Source organism: Chitinophaga niastensis, from assembly GCF_003014755.1.
Lineage (GTDB): Bacteria > Bacteroidota > Bacteroidia > Chitinophagales > Chitinophagaceae > Chitinophaga > Chitinophaga niastensis.
The window spans coordinates 66,656-85,443 of sequence record NZ_PYAW01000003.1; the positions used below are offsets into that span (position 1 = coordinate 66,656).

At 42.7% G+C, this 18,788-nt stretch carries 14 protein-coding genes; 6 read left to right on the top strand and 8 right to left on the bottom strand.

Going from position 1 to position 18,788, the window contains the following annotated elements; genetic code table 11:
* The first annotated feature begins 24 nt into the window (after positions 1-24).
* The 3 genes from CLV51_RS15005 to CLV51_RS15015 all read left to right on the top strand — a co-directional run bounded on the left by CLV51_RS15005 (position 25) and on the right by CLV51_RS15015 (position 1,908).
* Complete coding sequence (locus CLV51_RS15005; RefSeq protein WP_106528886.1) at positions 25-999, top strand: hypothetical protein; 975 nt, start codon at positions 25-27, stop codon at positions 997-999.
* A 99-nt stretch (positions 1,000-1,098) separates the two neighbouring features.
* Positions 1,099-1,470 (top strand): VOC family protein, encoded by a 372-nt coding sequence (locus CLV51_RS15010; RefSeq protein WP_106528887.1) that lies wholly within the window; start codon positions 1,099-1,101, stop codon positions 1,468-1,470.
* A gap of 12 nt (positions 1,471-1,482) precedes the next feature.
* Positions 1,483-1,908, top strand: a complete 426-nt coding sequence (locus CLV51_RS15015) for a hypothetical protein (protein ID WP_106528888.1) — start codon at positions 1,483-1,485, stop codon at positions 1,906-1,908.
* A gap of 72 nt (positions 1,909-1,980) precedes the next feature.
* Here the strand turns inward: CLV51_RS15015 and CLV51_RS15020 are convergent, their stop codons facing one another.
* The 4 genes from CLV51_RS15020 to CLV51_RS15035 form a co-directional block, all read right to left on the bottom strand.
* Complete coding sequence (locus CLV51_RS15020) at positions 1,981-4,518, bottom strand: DNA gyrase/topoisomerase IV subunit A (RefSeq protein ID WP_245898750.1); 2,538 nt, start codon at positions 4,516-4,518, stop codon at positions 1,981-1,983.
* Positions 4,519-4,535: 17 nt separating this feature from the next.
* Positions 4,536-4,940 (bottom strand): cupin domain-containing protein, encoded by a 405-nt coding sequence (locus CLV51_RS15025; RefSeq protein WP_106528890.1) that lies wholly within the window; start codon positions 4,938-4,940, stop codon positions 4,536-4,538.
* Positions 4,937-5,806: a DUF1835 domain-containing protein gene (locus tag CLV51_RS15030; protein WP_106528891.1), complete on the bottom strand. Its 870-nt coding sequence runs from the start codon at positions 5,804-5,806 to the stop codon at positions 4,937-4,939. Before CLV51_RS15030 ends, CLV51_RS15025 begins: the two co-directional genes overlap by 4 nt.
* Before the next feature lie 91 nt (positions 5,807-5,897).
* Complete coding sequence (locus CLV51_RS15035; RefSeq protein WP_106528892.1) at positions 5,898-7,805, bottom strand: DNA topoisomerase IV subunit B; 1,908 nt, start codon at positions 7,803-7,805, stop codon at positions 5,898-5,900.
* Between the two features lie 336 nt (positions 7,806-8,141).
* Here CLV51_RS15035 and CLV51_RS29160 point away from each other — a divergent pair, with 336 nt between their 5' ends.
* On the top strand, positions 8,142-8,291 hold the full coding sequence (locus CLV51_RS29160; RefSeq protein WP_158267030.1) for a hypothetical protein: 150 nt from the start codon (positions 8,142-8,144) through the stop codon (positions 8,289-8,291).
* A gap of 331 nt (positions 8,292-8,622) precedes the next feature.
* Here CLV51_RS29160 and CLV51_RS15040 read toward each other — a convergent pair whose 3' ends face one another.
* Both CLV51_RS15040 and CLV51_RS15045 read right to left on the bottom strand, forming a co-directional pair.
* Positions 8,623-9,291, bottom strand: coding sequence for a response regulator transcription factor (locus tag CLV51_RS15040; protein ID WP_079468073.1), 669 nt, complete (start codon positions 9,289-9,291; stop codon positions 8,623-8,625).
* Between the two features lie 47 nt (positions 9,292-9,338).
* Positions 9,339-12,464, bottom strand: coding sequence for a ligand-binding sensor domain-containing protein (locus CLV51_RS15045; RefSeq protein WP_106528893.1), 3,126 nt, complete (start codon positions 12,462-12,464; stop codon positions 9,339-9,341).
* 125 nt (positions 12,465-12,589) lie between these two features.
* Between CLV51_RS15045 and CLV51_RS15050 the strand changes: the two genes are divergently transcribed.
* Together CLV51_RS15050 and CLV51_RS15055 are read left to right on the top strand one after the other, a co-directional pair.
* Positions 12,590-13,693 (top strand): WD40/YVTN/BNR-like repeat-containing protein, encoded by a 1,104-nt coding sequence (locus CLV51_RS15050; protein ID WP_106528894.1) that lies wholly within the window; start codon positions 12,590-12,592, stop codon positions 13,691-13,693.
* Positions 13,694-13,930: 237 nt separating this feature from the next.
* The gene (locus tag CLV51_RS15055; protein ID WP_106528895.1) at positions 13,931-16,333 is read left to right on the top strand and encodes a glycoside hydrolase family 31 protein; all 2,403 of its coding nucleotides are present in this window, start codon (positions 13,931-13,933) and stop codon (positions 16,331-16,333) included.
* A 683-nt stretch (positions 16,334-17,016) separates the two neighbouring features.
* On the opposite strand, the gene CLV51_RS15060 is transcribed toward CLV51_RS15055, so the two are convergent.
* Both CLV51_RS15060 and CLV51_RS15065 read right to left on the bottom strand, forming a co-directional pair.
* Positions 17,017-17,613 (bottom strand): toxin-antitoxin system YwqK family antitoxin, encoded by a 597-nt coding sequence (locus CLV51_RS15060; protein ID WP_106528896.1) that lies wholly within the window; start codon positions 17,611-17,613, stop codon positions 17,017-17,019.
* Between the two features lie 149 nt (positions 17,614-17,762).
* Entirely contained in the window at positions 17,763-18,671 is a 909-nt protein-coding gene (locus CLV51_RS15065) for a DUF4382 domain-containing protein (RefSeq protein WP_106528897.1), read from the bottom strand.
* Positions 18,672-18,788: the final 117 nt, after the last annotated feature.

Here is an 18,788-nt window from a genome sequence, read left to right on the forward strand (position 1 = left end):
ATTAGCCAGAACCGTATAATAGACATGGCAAAAAAAATACTACTGTCACTACTTCCGCTGCTGGCCTGCCTGTTTGTGCATGCACAAAAACCGGATGCTGCAGGCTTGTCGCGCTTAAAGCACGATCAGGATACCCTTCAATCCCTGAGTGAGGAAATATTCAGCGGAAAAGGAGATGACGGTCGTGGAAGCGCCATAGATCAGTTCATCCCCATCCTGGTGCGCGCCCTGAAAACAAAATATTCTTTCCGTTTTCCTTTCGATTCCCTGAAAACAGTGTCCATACAATATCCGCAGGATAGTGCCTTTCGTATCTTCACCTGGGCATGGGAACGGGAGAATGGCTTCTACAGACACTTTGGCGCCATACAAATGAATACACCGGACGGACAACTGAAGTTATTCCCTTTATTTGATGCGTCAGACTATATCATTAATACAGATACCATTACCAATAATAAGTCGTGGTACGGCTGTTTATATTACAATATTGTACAACGCCATTATTTCAACCAGGAATACTATACCCTCTTTGGCTGGGATGCCAATAACCCACGCAGTCAAAAGAAACTAATAGATATGCTCACCTTCAAAAACGGTGCACCTGTATTTGGCGGACCTTTTTTCAGCTTTGCAGAAGACAGTACCCCACAACCAGTACGCAACCGTTTTATTATTGAATACAAGAAAGAAAGCACCGCTACCCTCAATTATAATAAGGAACTGGATATGATCGTGTACGATCACCTCATATCAGAAACCAATGAGCCGATGAAGAAATTTACCTACGTTTCTGATATGGACTACGAAGGGTTTAAATGGCAAGCCGGCAAATGGGTACATATCAATAAAATCTTCCACGATGCCATTCCTATGGGCAAAGGAGCCCCTGCCCCACAACCACTGGATCAGAAGAAAAAGAGCATGACACATCCTAAATCCGCTGAAGATTACCAGTCCCAGGAAATACCGAAGAAGCCGGTAAAGAAGAAGCAGTAGACAATCCACAAAAATCTTCGCAATTTTCTTTAAAAGAACAATCATTCGCTTATATTTGCATTATAAAAGAACGAACATTCATTAATAAACTCTTCAATAATGCAACTTAATCACTTAAACCTCAGTGTACAAGACGTGCCGGCAGCACGCAAATTCTTCGAAACATACCTCGACTTTCAATCAACTGACACAAAACCCAATGATACATTAGCCGTTTTAACCGGAGCAGATGGCTTTATTTTAGTGCTGATGAACCAGCGCATGAACGAAAAAGGCAATACCTCCTACCCTGACGCCTTTCATATTGGCTTTTATGTGGCGGATGAAGCAGCAGTACTGGCAATATATGATCGTCTCCAAAACAGCGGTATCCTGCTTGAACAGGTTCCTCAAAGAATAAGGAAGAATTTCGGTTTTTATTTCCGTTATGATGCTTTTATGATAGAAATAACCTGTGTTATCAAAGATTAAAATCAAACAACTATGCAACCACAAACAACAAATATAAGACCTATTGGCTGGTACCTCAAGGAAGCCGACAACCTGATTACCGGTTTTATGAACGCGTCCTTTGAAATCCGCGGTATCACCCGCTTTCATTGGCAAATACTACAAAACATCGACACCCATGGGAGTATCTGTAAAAATAATTACTATCCCCAGGTGAAACGATTTTTATCTGAGCAGGAATTAGAGCAGCTATTGGCATCACTGCTAACACGCAACTGGATTCAGCTGCATAACGAAGATTACACTTTTACCGAAACAGGTAAACAGGAATTTGATCAGATAGCCATCCTGCAGCAGCGCAACAAGGAACAAATGCTCTCCGGCACTACATCCGAAGATTATATCAACACCATCAATTTTCTAAGTACACTCATTTTAAACATGGGTGGCCAGGTTTGAAGATGTTTAGCAAATAAAAAAAGTGGATAGCTCATGCTACCCACTTTTTTATCTGTTTAATGAGATGATTATTTAAAATAATTCTCCCTGTCCGCCAACAATACCTTCTTCATTAGGATCCGGATCCTCATCTTCAGAAAGCAACTCGGCACTGATCAGATCATCGCCTGCAATCCGTGTCCCTACTGTTCTCCAGCCGGTTATCTCTACAAATTCGGAGAGGTCTATTTCTTCTTCTTCCGGACTCCGTTTCTTGCCTGTTTTTAACAGTACCACCGGTTGTGTATGGGTAGTTACCATTTCCAGGTAGTTGGAAGTTCCTTCTTTAATGAAGAGGAATTTATTATTCAATGTCTGCGTTTCTATACGGAAACGTTTCACATTAAACTGTTTCTTATCTGCATCAAAGTAAATCGCAGTAACGATTTTCTCCGGATTAAATTTCTCTATGTATACTACATCATTGGATTCATAACGATTGGTGAGGTCGTAATTGGTGAGTTCATAAGTACCATTTTTAAAGGCAACAAAAATTTTGTCTTCTCCTTCAAATGCACCAATGTACACACCGCGTTCTTCCGTATTCAAACGACCGGTTTCTGTATCATACCAGATCTTCTGACCCGCTAAAGTGGATACACCCTTTTCCTTGAACTTCACGCTACGGATAGGATACTTGGTTACCACGTTACCCATAGAGATACGGCCCTTGATAGCGATGGTTTCAAAGAACATATCAAATTCCTTGTTACGCGCGCTACAGTTAGGACTGAGCTTAATAGTTACTACTTCCGCTTCCCCGTTAGGGTTGGCAGAGAAGTATTGCACTTTGGAGTTCTTCTCTCCTTTGTGTGCCAGTTCATACTCTTTATCGCGTGTTACACCCGTTACATTAAACCGTTTGGCATAGCTCACACCGGTTTTACCTTCTACATAAATCATGTTATAGGTAGTACGCTCATCATTCTTACGGAATACATCTATATGAATGATATCCTTACCCACAAAGGTTTTATCGGCAACTTTAGTCACCAGCATTTTACCATCCTTGCGGAATACAATGATGTTATCCAGATCAGAACAATCTGCCACAAACTCATCTTTCTTCAGTGAGGTACCGATGAAACCATCTTCACGATTGACATATATTTTGGTATTGGCAATCGCTACCGATGCTACCTGGATGTTATCAAAGGTTTTGATTGTTGTTTTACGCTCGCGGCCTTTACCATATTTTTTCAACAGGTTATCATAGTAGGATACGGTGTAATCTACCAGGTTAGCCAGGTTGCCTTTCACGTCCTTGATCTCCCCTTCAATACCCTTGATCTGTTCGTTCAGCTCATTGATATCCAAACGGTAAATACGACGTACAGGCTTCTCCGTTAGTTTCACAACATCTTCGCGGGTGATCTCGCGTTTCAGTTGTTTTTTATACGGTGTAAATCCTTTGTCAATTGCTACCAGTACGGCTTCCCAGTCTTTATGCTTTTGCTCCAGCTCCTTATAGATCTGTTTTTCAAAGAAGATCTTTTCCAGGGAAGTAAAGTGCCATTTCTCCTGCAGCTCAGCCAGTTTAATTTCCAGTTCCTGTTTCAGCAGGTCCTTGGTATAATCAGCTGATGATTTCAGCAAGTCTGACGCTGTCAGGAAATGTGGTTTATCGCTGACAATTACACAGGCATTGGGAGAGATGGAAATCTCACAATCCGTGAAAGCGTATAATGCATCAATAGTGATGTCCGGAGAGATGCCCGGTGCCAGCTGCACTTCAATTTCTACAACAGCAGCGGTATTATCCACTACTTTTTTGATCTTGATCTTGCCGTTGTCGTTGGCTTTCACGATAGATTCCATCACTTGCGTGGTGGTTACACCGTAAGGCACATCTTTGATCAGCAGGGTCTTTTTATCTTTTTCTTCGATATGCGCACGCACTCTTACTTTACCGCCGCGCTTACCATCGTTGTAGTTAGCTACGTCAACCATACCGCCGGTGGTGAAATCGGGGTACAACTCAAATTTCTTGCCTCTCAGGTATTTAACAGAAGCATCTATCAGTTCACAAAAGTTATGCGGTAATATTTTTGTAGATAAACCCACCGCGATACCTTCTGCTCCCTGTGCCAGCAGCAACGGGAACTTCATTGGTAAAGCCAGCGGCTCATTCTTACGACCATCGTAACTAAGTTGCCAGGAAGTAGTTTTAGGGTTAAAAGCTACGTCCAGTGCAAATTTCGACAAACGTGCCTCAATATACCTTGCTGCCGCCGCATCATCACCAGTCCTTACATCCCCCCAGTTACCCTGGGTTTCGATGAGCAGGTCCTTTTGTCCGAGGTTCACAATTGCATCACTGATGGAAGCATCCCCATGCGGGTGGTATTGCATCGTTTGTCCGATAACGTTAGCTACTTTATTAAAGCGCCCGTCATCCATTTCTTTCATGGCGTGCAGGATACGACGCTGTACGGGCTTCAACCCATCTTCCAAGCTGGGCACCGCACGCTCCAGGATCACATAGGATGCGTAATCCAGGAACCAGCTCTCGTACATGCCTCCAACGTGGATGACATTGTGCAGAGATTCGTCTGATGTTTTATTTTCCATATCCATGTATAATACACTTACGATTTTACGTTAATCATTTTTTCAAAATCTGCTCTCCATACACGCACACTATCTTTCTGTACATCTGCCATGGAGTTCAGTTCTATAAAGCAACAATCTGTAATGGCGATTAGCTGATGCCATACATTGATGGGTATTTCTACCCTTGCAGGTGCCTTTATTGCTGTTGTAACAATGTCTGTTCCTCCCAGCGGGCACCAGTGAATAGCTGCCGTACCACTGAACAGAAACATCACTTCCGGATTTTTGTTATCACTCCTGCCTTCATGATAATGCTGACCGCTGCTGCTGCCGGCATTCCGGTAACATAGCATGAAGTCGCCACTACGGTGGCAATTCCACATATAATTACTGCCACGATCATCTTCTCCCAAAAGTTGTATAGGCGTTACCGTTATCATCCTGCTGTTGAATTTTCAGTATTTTCTCCGGGCTGCTTCACTTCAAAATCACGAATCGTTTTTAACTCTCCTTTACTTTCCAGTTTTCCTTCTCTGATCAGCTCTTTTAAGCGCCATCCCAGGAACTGGTCCATCACAGGGTATTTCAGCTTACCGGTTACCTGTTGAACAATACGCCATGCCTTTACAAATTCTTTTCCACTCTGCGCTGTTAACTCCTTATCATAAAACAGGGTAGGCTCACCTTTGATCTTCTTACCACCTTCCAGCAAACGGATGCCGGCATTCTCATTCATGAGGCGATGCCATTCATCACCATCCAGCTCATATTCAGCCAGTGAAATGGGGCGTGCCAGCTTCTTTGCCTTCAGAAATTCCTTTGGCAATATCTGGTGCAGATGGGTAGGATAAAACACTCCTCCTTTTTCATTCAGGAAAGGCAGGTTGTTGAGGTAGATAATATGTATGCGGCCTGCAAAATCATACAGCTGGCTTACCAGCCAGTAATAACCACATACATCACGGGCATTTTGCCCGGCCCATATCCATACTTCCTGTTCAGGGTTTTCCTTCAACTGTGCTTTCAGGGCCCTGAAGCGGTCTGCATCACCTGGCTCCTCTGCTGCTTCCTGCACGGATGCTCCTGCTTCATTTTCAACTACCGGCTGTGGCTGAATACCTGCCAGTTGTTGCCAGAATTGTTTGCGGCCGGCCTGACCTTCTTTTGTATCCAGTATGAATAGTGGTCCTACTGACAGATCATCTTCAAAACATAGGATCTCTCCTTCCATCTTCTCATCCATCGCAATAGCTTCTCCCAACACTGGTACCGAAGGCTGACCGAAAACAACGTGTATTAAGCCCATATCATGCAATTAATTTCGAATTACGAATTACGGCTCTTCGCAAAGATCATCCGCGATGATCGTAATTCGTAATTCGAAATTCGTAATTTTTTTACGCTATTTCTTCAACTAAATCTTTTTCATACCGGAGGTTATTGATAATAAACTCCTGTCTGGTTTGGGTATTCTTACCCATATAGTATTCCAGCAATTTCTGGACATGAATATCCTTCGTTAAAATGATCGGCTCAATACGGATATCTTCCCCGATAAATCGTCCAAACTCGTCAGGAGATATTTCACCCAAACCTTTAAAGCGCGTGATCTCTGGCTTGTTACCGAGTTTCTTAACGGCTTTTTGTTTTTCCTCTTCCGTATAACAATAAATGGTTTGTTGTTTGTTACGTACCCGGAACAACGGCGTTTCCAATATGTATACGTGCCCGTTCTTCACCAGGTCGGGGAAGAACTGCAGGAAGAAGGTCAGCAGCAATAAACGGATGTGCATACCATCTACATCGGCATCGGTGGCTACCACAATGTTGTTGTAGCGCAACCCTTCCAGGCCTTCTTCGATGTTCAGCGCATGTTGCAGCAGGTTGAACTCTTCGTTTTCGTATACAATCTTTTTTGTAAGGCCAAAGCTGTTGAGTGGCTTACCACGCAAACTGAATACCGCCTGGGTTTCCACGTTGCGCGATTTGGTGATAGAACCGCTGGCAGAGTCACCTTCTGTAATAAAGATGGTGGATTCCAACCGGCGTGTTTCCTGCTCTATTTTATCTTTACCGGTAAACTCATCATTCAGGTGCAAACGGCAATCACGCAGTTTACGGTTATGCAGGTTAGCTTTTTTGGCTCTTTCGTTGGCCAGTTTTTTAATACCTGCCAGCTCCTTACGTTCGCGTTCACTTTGTTCGATACGTTTCTTCAACGCCTCTGCAATAGCCGGATTGCGGTGCAGATAATCATCCAGGTGTTTGGCCAGGAATTCCAGCACAAAAACTTTTACAGAAGGACCGCCATCATGTACTATTAAAGAGCCCAGTTTGGTTTTCGTTTGCGATTCAAACACCGGCTCCTGTACCCTGATGGAGATAGCCGCACAGATAGATGCACGGATATCAGTGGCTTCGTAATCTTTCTTATAAAAGTCACGCACCGTTTTTACAAAGGCTTCGCGGAAGGCCGCCAGGTGCGTACCGCCCTGCGTGGTATGCTGACCGTTGACGAAGGAATAATATTCTTCCCCGTATTGACTTTCATGCGTAATAGCTACTTCGATATCCTCTCCTTTCAGGTGAATGATCGGGTAGCGCAGGTCTTCCTCATTGGTTTTGCGTTGCAGCAAATCCAGCAGACCATTTTTAGAAATATATTTCTTCCCGTTGAAACTTACGGTGAGTCCTGCATTGAGGAAACAGTAATTCCATATCTGGTTTTCCAGGAACTCGGGAATATAGCGGTAGTTCTTAAATACGGTTTCATCGGGGGTAAAGGTAACCAGGGTACCATTGCCCTCTGTAGTAGCCGTTTCCTTGTGTTCTTTAGTCAGTACACCACGTTCAAACTCCGCCACTTTCATACGGCCATCACGTACAGATTGTACACGGAAGTAGCTGGATAAAGCATTCACTGCTTTTGTACCCACGCCGTTCAAACCTACCGATTTCTGAAAGGCCTTACTATCGTATTTGGCGCCGGTGTTTATCTTGCTCACCACATCTACCACCTTCCCTAACGGAATACCACGGCCAAAGTCGCGGATAGTCACATGATGTTCCGTTACTTTAATATCAACCTGTTTACCAAAGCCCATGGTATGCTCATCGATACAGTTATCTGTTACCTCTTTGAGCAGGATATAGATACCATCATCCATACTGGACCCATCCCCTAACTTACCTATGTACATACCAGGCCGGAGGCGGATATGCTCCCGCCAGTCCAACGACCGTATGGAGTCTTCCGTATAGGAAGCAAATAGATCTTTGTTATCCGTTTTGTCCGTGTTTGCCATAATATATTAAAATTTCCAAAATATTATTGTTATGTGGGTTAATCAACGATTTGCAAGGATACTAAATCTTTTAGCAAAATCAGATTGCTGGCAAAAATAAAGGATTCAGTGAATCATCCCAAGTATAAGTTATACACTATGCTTACATTATTGTTTATCAATTAATTAAGACTGATAAAAATTATAATTTCGGGAGATTTTTACCATTTCAGGAATTTTTAGAGGAGTATAGCATGAAGATGTGATTAAAAAATATTATGTAATATCCCGCCTATATTAAATATTTTCCTATATTTACATAAGTCACCTTTTTTGAAAGATCCTAACCTATGCCCTATGAAAATACTATGTCTTATCCTGCTTGTAGCCGTGCTATTTGTGGCACTAACAGCTACTTACTTTATTAAAAAAGAACAAGAGAATAGCATCGGTAACAAATTTTTACGCCTCATCAAAAAATTTGATGCCTGGCAAATGATGCGATAATCACAACACTTTATTTCTAACGGCTTTAAAACAATATCTGCAAAAGGTATCATCAGCCTGGCAATAGCCATCAGGGGAACGTTATAGCTATACCTAACCGTATTAATCCCTATCCTATGAAAACTGGTTTATTTTTCAAATTGGCATGTCTGCTGATTGCCGCTGTGGTACTGTCTGTTCACTTGTTACGTAAACACCTCGTGAAAAGCTGAAAGTGCAATAATTTTAATCTAAAAATTTAGAGATTTAAAGATTTTGTTCAGGCAGGTAATCCCATCTCAAAAACAAAATCTCTAAATCTCTAAACTTTTTTTAAACAAATAAAACTTGTCTATCTGTTATAATATTTATTTACCGCATCTGTTCTGCTGCGTACATGTAATTTTTCATAGATATTATGAACGTGCCGTCTTACCGTTTCAATACTGATAAACAAATTGCTCGCAATTTCCTTATACAGATATCCTTTAGACAACTGATCCAGAATTTCTTTCTCTCTGGTGGTTAAAGCCTCCAGTGCAGGGTTTGGCTTGGCCTGCTTCTGGAAAAATGCCACCACTCTTCTGGCAATCTGCGAACTCATCGGAGAACCACCATCGTACAAATCGCGGATAGCTTCCAATAATTCTCCCGGAGATGTTTTTTTGAGAATGTATCCGCTCGCACCAGCTTCCAGCGCCATGAAAATTTTATCATCATCTTCATACACCGTCAGCATCATAAACTGCATATCGGGGTGCTCTCTTTTCAACTGGGCGATACATTCAATACCATTCATACCACCAGGAAGATTAAAATCCATCAACACCACGTTAGGCATCAGTTGAGGGATTTGTTCTACTGCGGTTTCGGCATTATTGAAAGTACCAACACAAGCATAACCGTCAGAACCATTAATCAGCAATTCCATAGCCGTGCGGATATCATGATTATCTTCTACTATCGCAATAGTGATAGTGTCCATGTTATCCTGGGACTTCTTCTTTGAGTATACCGTCATGTTTGTAGGAATTATAACACTTAAATGTTATTAAAAACAAATGTATGTTAATTTAGTGGGATATCGAGAAAAACTATTGTACCGTTATTAGAGGAAATATCAGCGTTTCCACCTACTGAAATCATCCTTTTCTGAATATTCTTCAATCCGTTGCCAAACAACCGTACTTTCTCCTGGTCAAATCCTTTTCCATTGTCTTTGATCATTATCGTCATGTTTTTGTGCATCTTTATCTCTACAATAACCTCTGTTGCTTTGGCATGTTTTACAACATTATGCAATGATTCCTTTACTGCCAGATAAATATTTCTACGGGTTCCGCCACTCAACTTAATGTTGGGGATCGTTTCCGGAATATAAAACTGATGTGTGATATGTGCATGCTCCAGGAACTCTGCTGCAAAACTCCTCATATAAGCAATCAGGTTAGCCAGCGAATCATTGGAAGAACTCATGGCCCAGATAATCTCACTCATCTTGTCCACCATTTCACCAGCGGTTTCAGAAATCCTTTCGATCTCCCGCGTTTGTGCAGGGTCCTGAATTTTACGTTTAGCTACCTCACTCAGCAACCTGATAGTAGATAATCCTGATCCGAGATCATCATGCATGTCGCTGGAAATACGCGCCCGCTCCTGATCTACGGCCTGCTCTTTCTCTAACTTTAATTTCTCATGCCGTATCTTATAATCCAGGTATAACGTGGAAAAATAATAAGCTATCCCCAACAGTAACAACAATAATAAAAACCGGAACCACAACGATTGCCAGAATGGAATCCTGATCACAATCTCCAATGTAGTAGGTGTAGTATTCCAGATATCATCATTATTAGATCCCCTTACTTTAAAAGTATAACTACCCGGATGCAAATTGGTATAACGTGCCATTCTGAAAGTGCCCGCCTGTACCCATTCTTCATCGGCACCCTCCAGCTTGTACTGCACTTTATTTTTCAACGGATTGGTATATTCCAGCGGTACAAACTCAATAGCAATCGTATTCTGATTATAAGGTAACTCTACTTTTTTCAGCAGCGAAATAGCAGTATCAGATTCATAAGGCCTATCCAATACTTCCATACGACGAATAATCACCTTGGAGTAGAAAGGATTATTACGGAAGTTCTTCGGATAAAAACCATTCACACCACGGATTCCGCCAAAAAATAATTCACCGTCAATCGACTTGTAAAACGCACCGGTATTAAATTCGTTCGACTGCAATCCATCTTCATAATTAAACGTCGTAATTTCTTCTGTCAACGGATTGATCTGCGACAACCCCTTATTATGACTCACCCAAATCCTGTCCTTATCATCCAGCAATACGCCGTACATGTAATCATTGATCAGTTTCGGATAGTCGTAACTGTTATAGTGCTTCTTAATTTCGTTACGCTCACCTATAACAAATAATCCTTTGTTAGTGGCTACTAGCAGCTCTTTATGAGGGTTTTTATTAATAGATTTCACGGCGGTACCCAGCGGCAGCGACACATACTTCCATCGCGAATCAGCTACTTTTTTTATATACAATGCTGATTTCGTACCCACGTACTGGTTACCCATAAAGTCTTCGTAATAGGCCGTTATCATTTCATCTTTGAAATCATGCACTACCGCTACTACATAACCTTTGGGTGTGTCGTCGAATAACAACAGATAACCACCATAGTTAAAATACAACTCCCCGTTGGTACGCTTAAACAACAACGGGAAAGGATCTTTTTGTGCAGGCAAACCCAACGCCATCACTTTAGCGGTAAGATCTACAAACGACTTCGTTTGCACATTAAATAATCCAATATGCATACCTGTAAAATGCAGCCACAGATTGTCAGCATTTTCCCGGCAAATAGCCCCCAGGTCATCCCCCGGAAACTTCCCCGGATATAATTCATTGGAAATCCGCTCCAGGAATTTCCCCCCATCTTCATAAATATTTAAACCATCCCTCATCAGGCCTACATATAGTTTGCCGTCATCATGCTTGTACACAGACTGCACCATATTATGAGTGATATAGGGCGACCGGTACAGATTAAATACTTTTTTATGAGGAGAATATTTTTTCATCCCATCTCCATCTGTACCCACCCACATATTATCAGATCCATCGCGGTACAGATAAGAAACATTATTGAAGGAACGGGTTTCAAAAGTGTTGAAACTCACTATATGCCGGAGAATTTCATTGCGCGCAATGCTGTATATCAATACCCCGTCATTGCCCCCTATCCATACGTTGCCGGATTGGTCCACTTCTGCTACCTTAGGTACAAAGGGCTCTCCCAGCTCATTCTTCGTGTCGTAAGACAAATCGCTGAACTTATTCCTTTGTTTGTTGAAAACAGTAATATGGCCGGGACTCACAATGATCATGGAGTCTTTGTTAAGATTACGTATCAGCGGCTGAGCGCCCACACCCGGCAAACAATAAGTAAGTAAACGCAGGTTCTTAATGTTCAATGAAAAAAGCTCTCCCTCCTCTCCACTCATCCATACTGTATTGCCATCTTTTATCACGGTACACGGCAACAGCCCTCTGTGCTTGAATTGCGGTGGATACATGATAATGCGTTTAATGGCATAGGTATTATTATCCAGCACATACAAGCCCTTCATAGGACGCCATACCCATAAGGAATTAGTGGTAGTATCCTCTCCCAGTATTTTGAATTTTACATTATTATCCCTTTCCTGTGCATTAATATTGGAAGTATCTTCCAGTAAAGTGCGGAAGTTATTGCGGTATTTATCGTAAACACTGATCCCGTTATTATGGGCCAGCAATAACTGGTGGCGGCTGTCTTTATAAAATGAAAAGCCTTTATAGCCTTTAAGGTCGAAACGGTTGATAACAGCCCGGTTGCCGGTAGATCCACGGGGCACCAATTCTCCCCTGCCTTCCCCCGCTTTAATTTGCACACTGGGTTTATACCGGTATTCATTGAAAGTGTATCCGTCAAAACGGTTGATCCCGTCGCGGGTAGCAATCCACACAAACCCCTGATCATCCTGCGTTATATCAAACACCGTGCTTTGCGACAATCCATCATTTACACTATAACTATCAAAAATATATGGCTTCTCCTGGGCATATAATGTCCCGGAAGAGAAGGCCCATAGGCAGCACAGGATAAGTATCTTTACGTGACGAGGTAGATGCACTATGTTTATATTATTGAAAGTAAAGCCGGTTTAGGTTATGTGCAAATATATAAATCTGCTTCACACTTTGTAGCAATTTTGTAATTTTCTTCCTGATAACAGATTGGAAATAAATAATATAACTTATGAAGATGTCCCAGAAATATTTGCCCGGTGTTCCTTCAAACACTTTACAGTGGCTCATTGTAAACAACAGGTCTTTTCGCTTTAGCCGAACTTTATTATTAATCTGGACTTGCGTAATCGTCTCCTTTCTACCGGCAAAGGCGCAAAATAAACCGGCAGACTATCATATAAAGACCATCGCCAACACCCCGGTGAAGAGTATCCGGGGCCTCAGTGTGGTAACAGATGATGTGATTTGGGCCTCCGGCACCGGCGGACAGGTGGGCAAAAGTACAGATGGGGGCACCCACTGGCAGTGGACAAAGGTGAGTGGCTGCGATAGCTGTGACTGGCGATCCTTATACGCCTTTGATGCACATAAAGCCATTGTACTGAATGCAGGCGCACCAGCACATATTTTTTTGACAGAAGATGGCGGTACCACCTGGCAACGGGTTTTCTTTGATGCTACCCCGGGAATATTTTTTGATGCACTCAATTTCTTTAATGAACAGGAAGGTATCGCCATCGGCGACCCGCTGCAAAACAAATTCATCATTATCCGTACCCATGACGGCGGCAAATCGTGGCAGCAGGACGCACCCGCCTCCTTACCCGATGCCGCCCAGGGAGAGGCTATTTTTGCCGCCAGCGGCACCAGTCTGGTTACGCTCCCCGGCAACAAGGTCTATTTTGCTACCGGTGGCACCGTTTCCCATCTTTTCACTTCCGGTAATAACTGGAACGCCTATACGGTACCTGTTGTACAAGGCACCAGCACTACAGGCATATTTTCTATTGCTTTCCTGAATGCAAAACAAGGCATCGCAGTGGGAGGCGACTATAAACAGGATACCGCACGCCATGGCAACTGTATGCTCACCAATAATGGCGGACGCACCTGGTATCCACCAGTTACGGCACCAGGCGGCTATAAATCAGGCGTAGCATATATTACGCCGCAATTACTGATTACTACCGGTACCTCCGGCACGGATATTTCTGTTAACGGCGGAAAAAGCTGGAATAAAATCGGCGACGGATTCAATGTAGTGGTAAGAGCCAGAAAAGGGACACGTGTATTTCTGGCGGGAAAAGATATTGCTGTACTTTCCACCCGTTAATAAAAAGGTGCGCCTGGAAAGGAGCACCGGTAAAAATAGGTTAAAGCAAAAAGTACATTTATTAATATGAAGTTAGTCCGTAATTCACTCATTTTGCAGTATTTTTTGCAAAGCAGGTAAATTATATGGTAAACGTAGAGATATCAGCATCTAACGCGAAAGAGTTATAAGTACTCTGATTTTTTATGTAATTTAAGACCATGGTAACCGATTGCCAGGCATTCAGAAAAAGAGATTATGCAAGTTGAAACTTCGTCAAGCAAATACGGCGCTAAGCACTATCCGGACAATATCCGGGAATGGAAAAAGGAAGGAAATTATTTTTGTTTTTATACTACGGAAACAATCCTTGAAATAAGAGTGATCGCTGACAAGATCATCCGCTTCAGATACGCCGCCGACGGCACTTTTCAGCGCGATTTCTCCTACGCTACCAGTGATACAATGCAGGAATCCCCTATCACTTTCGGTATCAAAGAATGGGAAGAAACTTTTGAAATCTTTACAGATGCGCTCCGGGTATTTATTGCCCGCGATAATCTGCGCATCACGATCTCCGATAAAGATGGAAAGGTGATTAACCAGGATGAAATGGGTTTTCACTGGCAACATTACCTGCTCAAAGGCGGTAAAATTCAATACTGTAGCAAACTGGTACAGGAAGGAGAATGTTTCTACGGACTGGGCGACAAACCTACGGAGCTCAATCTTCGTGGCAAACGCCTGGAAAATTTTGGTACAGATGCCTATGGCTTTCAGAAAGATACCGATCCCTTATACCGCAATATCCCGTTCTATTACGGGCTGCACCATGGCATCGGCTACGGCATTTTTTTCGATAACACTTTCCGCACCATCTTCGACTTCGGAAAGGAAAGAGAAGATGCCTGCAGCTTCTGGGCCCGCGGTGGTGAAATGAATTACTATTTTATCTACGGTCCGGAACTCCTGGAAGTAGCTGAATCATATACAAAAATTACCGGTACCCCGGAACTCCCACCCCTGTGGGCTTTGGGCTACCATCAATGCCGCTGGAGCTATTACCCCGACACACGGGTAAAGGAAATAGCCGCTGAATTCCGGAAACGTCGCATTCCCTGTGATGTAATTTACCTGGACATCGACTATATGGAAGGCTTCCGCTGCTTTACCTGGAATAAAGAATGGTTCCCCGATCCGGCCGGATTGATCAAAGAACTGGCGGCAGAAGGATTCAAAGTAGTGGTGATCATAGATCCGGGTATCAAAGTAGATCCGGAATATGCAGTGTACCAGGAAGGCATGAAAAATAACTATTTCTGCAAACGCGCGGATGGTGCACTGATGGAAGGGGATGTATGGCCTGGTAAATGTGTGTTCCCGGATTATACTAATCCGGAAGTGCGCGACTGGTGGAGCAGTCTCTTTAAGAGCCTGGCAGAAACCGGTGTGCGGGGTGTATGGAATGATATGAATGAACCCGCCGTTTTTGAAATGGGCACTTTCCCTGAAGATGTGCGCCACGACTATGACGGCGAAGAGGTGAGCCATCGTAAGGCACATAATATTTATGGCCACCTGATGAGTAAGGCCACCGCTGCCGGCATGAAGAAATACCTCATGCCCAACCGCTCTTTCCTTATCACACGTTCCTGCTATTCCGGTGCCCAGCGCTGGTCTTCCGTATGGACCGGCGATAATGTATCCAGCTGGGAACACCTCTGGCTGGCTACCGTGCAGTGTCAACGTTTGGCTGTTTCTGGTATATCCTTTACCGGCAGCGATATTGGCGGATTTATAGGTGAGCCTGATGGAGAGCTATATACCCGCTGGATTCAGCTGGCTACTTTTCATCCGCTGATGCGTACCCACTCTGCCAGCAATGAAACCGGTTTTAACCAGGAGCCCTGGAGCTTTGGTCCGGACTATGAAAAAGTAGTTAATAAATTTATTACGTTAAGATATAAGCTGCTACCATATCTGTATACCACGTTCTGGCAATATGCCACCCATGGTACACCTATGTTGCGCCCACTGGCCTTTGTGGCTCAGCAGGATACCACTGCACACAACTGCACCCATGAGTTTATGTTTGGCGACGCGTTGCTGATCAGTCATGTGAGCGAACAGGGTATGAAAGAAAAAGCAGTATACCTGCCAGCCGGCAACTGGTACTACTTCTGGAACGATAAAAAATATACCGGTGCACAGGAAGTAACAGTGCCTACACCATTGGAAGAAATGCCTTTGTTTGTGAAAGCAGGTGCGGTATTGCCGCAGTATCCGGAAATGCAGTATACCCACGAAACACCGGTAACGGAAATGTTGCTACATGTATACTACGGAGAACAGGAAGTAAAAAGCTCCCTGTATGAAGATGCCGGCGATCATTACGGATATAAAAACGGGCAGTATAACGTAATCCGTTTCAAACAACATTCTACGCCGCAGCAGTTTCATCTGAAAAAGAAATTTTACATCAACTACGAAACTGCTTATAAGAACCACCGTATAATTGTGCATGGACTTCCATTCCAGCCCACCGTTGTAATTATTGACGGACAAAAAACTGTACTAAGTGCAGAAAATTTGCAGGCAGATAACACCGTGTCGTTTGTGGTAGAGCGTAGTTTTGAAGAGATAATTATGAATAAGGAGTAAACGTTGGAAGAAAAAGAAAAGGCACTTTAGATAGAGATCTCGCGCCGTGTTCATAACCTATGCCAACTTTAGAGATATCAAAATTAGATGCTAAAATCCATTGTACAAAATGTCGGAGGGGCTAAAAGGTGGAATGAACAAAATGAATAACTTATTAACGTTGAATTAAGAAGGCCAAACATTTTGCAAAAACGAAAAAACGTTCAAACTTAATATGGCAAAGGATTTCATATTAAAAAATCAATTTAGCAGGTACAGAAAAATAACATAATACTAATAACAGCGCCGTATTGTTTTCACTTAATAGAAAGAAGAATACCGTAAAAAGTATTACCTCATTTTTATCCGATAAGGAGAAAGATACAACGCTGTCTTGTCTATGCTTAGTAAAAAATTGATAGAAAGACTATTGACAACAGCGCACAAAACACCAGAAAAATAAAAACAGCTCTGAACAGGATCTCCACCCGGTCTGTGTTATAATTTATTCCATGCAATTCATGTGAATTATCACCGTGGTTGATACTCAGGCTCTTCATACAAACAGATTAAAAGGATTAAACAATAAATTGTTGCTTGGGTTACTGGGGTTTTAAGGTCACATCCTCTTTTATGAAATTACAGAAAAAAAGCTAAAATGGACTAATCTTTTTGTTCATTTTAGCTTTTGCGCTGTTCATTTTTTATCCTTTCTTTTTTCGCTTGCCTGTATCTTCATGCGGCAGGTGCAGGGGAGCCGCTTTGGGAGCAGATGGCCCAACAGTAGTACTATCACCTAATTCAGCAGCAGTAACGGTTTCACCTCTTTTATAAAACTCCTTTACCATCTTGCCCGTTTCTTCATCATACAATTTCCACACACCATTGCGCACTGAATTACCCTTACGAATAATCTCTGTAGGCGTTTCCACATTTGTAACAGGATCAATGATCATAATGGTATCCCGTTGCCCTTCAATTTCTGTTGCCATGTATGCACCTTCTTCACTACGCTTACCATTGGGGAAATAATATTTGCAATAACCGTCCAATACATTATTCTTATACGTTTCCTCTGCCAGTAAAGTGCCACCCGCAGAAGTCCTCTTCCAGATACCCTCCTTACGGTCGTTTTTATAAACACCTTCCCAGGTAAATCCGGGCTCTCCCCTGATCTCCCCTACTTCTTCTATCCAGGGTCCCTGTTTACGATGCTGTGCATCCCGCTGATTACTCTTCACCTGCGCCATCGTACTTACAATGATGAATTGTAACAGGATAGCTAAAAACAACTTTTGCATAATTTACGGCTTTCGCACAAGTTAAATATTTTATACATATCAATGTATCCGAAAACAAAAAGCTATTGAAGCAGGGACATCAGCGGTCATCAGACCTTTGCTTTTATCCCCGTTTCAATAGCTTCTGTTCAAAAGCTCAGCTGTACGCCTTACTTATGTAATTTAATATTTCCTACTTTAGTATCCTTACCACGTTCAACCTTCACACCTGTAATAGTAGTGTCTTTGTAACCATTGGAAGCGTTAACAAACACATTCCAATCACCTACTTTCAGGCCACGTACTTTAAATGAACCTTCTCTCCATGGTAATGCATATAATGTATCCTTGCTGTTGTTGTACACAGAAAGCACCGGATAAGCATCCCATGGTGTAACGGTACCAGACAGACTACCCATTTTCAGAATAGTGAACACATTGATATATGGTCTGAGTATGAACTGACCATCCCATACCCTGATGATAGAGCGTTGTACATCAAAGTCTAACCACAGCTGCAAATCACTGGTACTTACTTCATCCCACTCGCTATGACGTACTCTTACAATAATTTTTGTCTGGCCAGTCACTGATTTCAGTGGATAAGTAACGCCGTTCTTTACCAGGGAGTTATTATTACCTACAGTGATACGGATTCTTTCCATTGTCCCCTTGTGGATGTTACCGCCTGCCAGTAAGGTATCTGCACCATTACGCAGGGTAAGCAGATCGTAAACACCAGGATGGATACCTAAAGAATCCCATAACTGACAGCTGTCTGGCTTGCTATCACGGTCGTTTTTATGGTCTTCGTCCCACCAGCAACGATCCTTGTCTTCCCAGTTCTCATCTCCAGTACCTCCGCAGGTGTCTACCAACACTTCAACTTTACGGATATCCAACAATACTTTATCAAAAAGTCCCGGATCATCTGCAAGGAAAAGACTTACTTTTTGTTGATTAGCAGGAATAGGCGCGGTAGATGCAGAATTGTCTTTTTTACACGCTTGCATCATGGCAACCGCCACTACTACTATCGTTGCTAAAACGAGCCCCGGCTTACGGAGAGAATTTTTCATAATTGCTAGGTTTTAAGTGACTAATAAAAATATGGATCAATCCAATTTGGTTGAAAGTTGACAGTAAAAAGTTGACTTATAAATAAACGCTTGCACCCCTCCCCTTATTGCTGTACA